The sequence below is a fragment of the Streptomyces misionensis genome, assembly GCF_007896895.1.
GTDB lineage: Bacteria > Actinomycetota > Actinomycetes > Streptomycetales > Streptomycetaceae > Streptomyces > Streptomyces misionensis_A.
In genome coordinates this window covers 1-1,197 of record NZ_VOGW01000194.1, presented here as the reverse complement: position 1 = coordinate 1,197, position 1,197 = coordinate 1, and the positions used below count along the sequence as shown (strand labels likewise).

The following is a 1,197-nucleotide window of genomic DNA, read 5'->3' as shown; positions in this document are numbered from 1 at the left end:
GAGGTCGATCCGGCCGCGCAGCGCGGTGGGCAGCGCGGCGTACAGGTCGCCCTGGTGGGCCCGGCCGCCGTAGGGGGCGAGGTTGTGCCCGGCGCAGCGCACCGCGGCCGGGTCGATGTCGGCGGCGTGCACCTCCGCACCGTCCAGCGCGGCGGCGAGCGCGGCGCCGAGCGCGCCGGAGCCGCAGCACAGGTCCACGACGACGGCCGCGTCCGGTGCCTCCGCCAGCGCCCGGTCCACGAGGAACTCCGTACGGCGGCGGGGGACGAACACCCCGGGCGGCACGGCGACGCGCAGTCCGTGGAACTCGGCCCAGCCCAGGACGTGTTCGAGCGGAAGACCGGCCGCGCGCCGGTCCACCATCGAGGCCAGTTCGGCGGGGTCGCGGGCGGTGGCGAGGAGCAACTCGGCCTCGTCCTCGGCGAAGACGCACCCGGCGGCGCGCAACGCGGAGACGACGGCGGCAGGGGAGAGTGAGGGGCGGGAGGGCATGGATGCCTTTCGGGAGCGCGGAACCACAGGGCGCTCCCCGCGGTCACCGCCTCCGGCGGACCGCGCCGTCACGAGGAGAGAGCACCCCGGCTGACACAGCGGTTATGGGTCTCACCCCCTCGCACTCGGGGTCGCGGACCTCCGCGACCGGACGGTCACCATACCCCAAGGCCCACCGCCGGCCTCGGCCCGCGGACCGAGTTGTACTCTGCAACGGGAAGTCCGGAGGAGGGAGAGGCCCGTGAGCAGGGCAGAGGCCGCTGTGGAGACGATCCAGCGCGAGATGACGGTCTTCGCCCGCCGGGCCCGCGCCTCGGCCGGGCGGATGCACCCCGAGCTGTCCCTGGTGTCGTACACCCTGCTCGGACATCTGGAGGAGAGCGGCGGCTGCCGGGCCACCGACCTCGCGGCGCACTACGCCCTGGACAAGTCCACGGTGAGCCGCCAGGTGGCCGCGCTGGAGCGGGCGGGGCTGATCGAGCGCCGGCTGGACCCGGAGGACCACCGGGTCCAGGTGCTCCAGCTGACGGAGGCCGGGCAGGAGATCCTCGGCCAGGTCACCCTCCGCCGCCGGGCGGCCGTCCGGGAGCGGCTGGTGGACTTCCCGGAGGAGGACCTGGTGCGGTTCGCGGCCTACCTGGAGCGTTACAACGCGGCGCCGGACGGCGCCACGGACCGCTGAGCCCCCGGCCCACTCCCCCGGGG

2 protein-coding genes are annotated in these 1,197 nt (G+C 75.5%); one reads left to right on the top strand and one right to left on the bottom strand.

Annotated elements, in window-relative coordinates:
* Positions 1-492, bottom strand: a 492-nt coding sequence (locus FRZ03_RS35740) for a putative protein N(5)-glutamine methyltransferase (RefSeq protein ID WP_146469239.1), incomplete at its 3' end; no start/stop codon positions are given.
* Positions 493-733: 241 nt separating this feature from the next.
* On the opposite strand from FRZ03_RS35740, the gene FRZ03_RS35735 reads away from it, so the two are divergent.
* Positions 734-1,174, top strand: a complete 441-nt coding sequence (locus tag FRZ03_RS35735) for a MarR family winged helix-turn-helix transcriptional regulator (RefSeq protein ID WP_261399483.1) — start codon at positions 734-736, stop codon at positions 1,172-1,174.
* Positions 1,175-1,197: the final 23 nt, after the last annotated feature.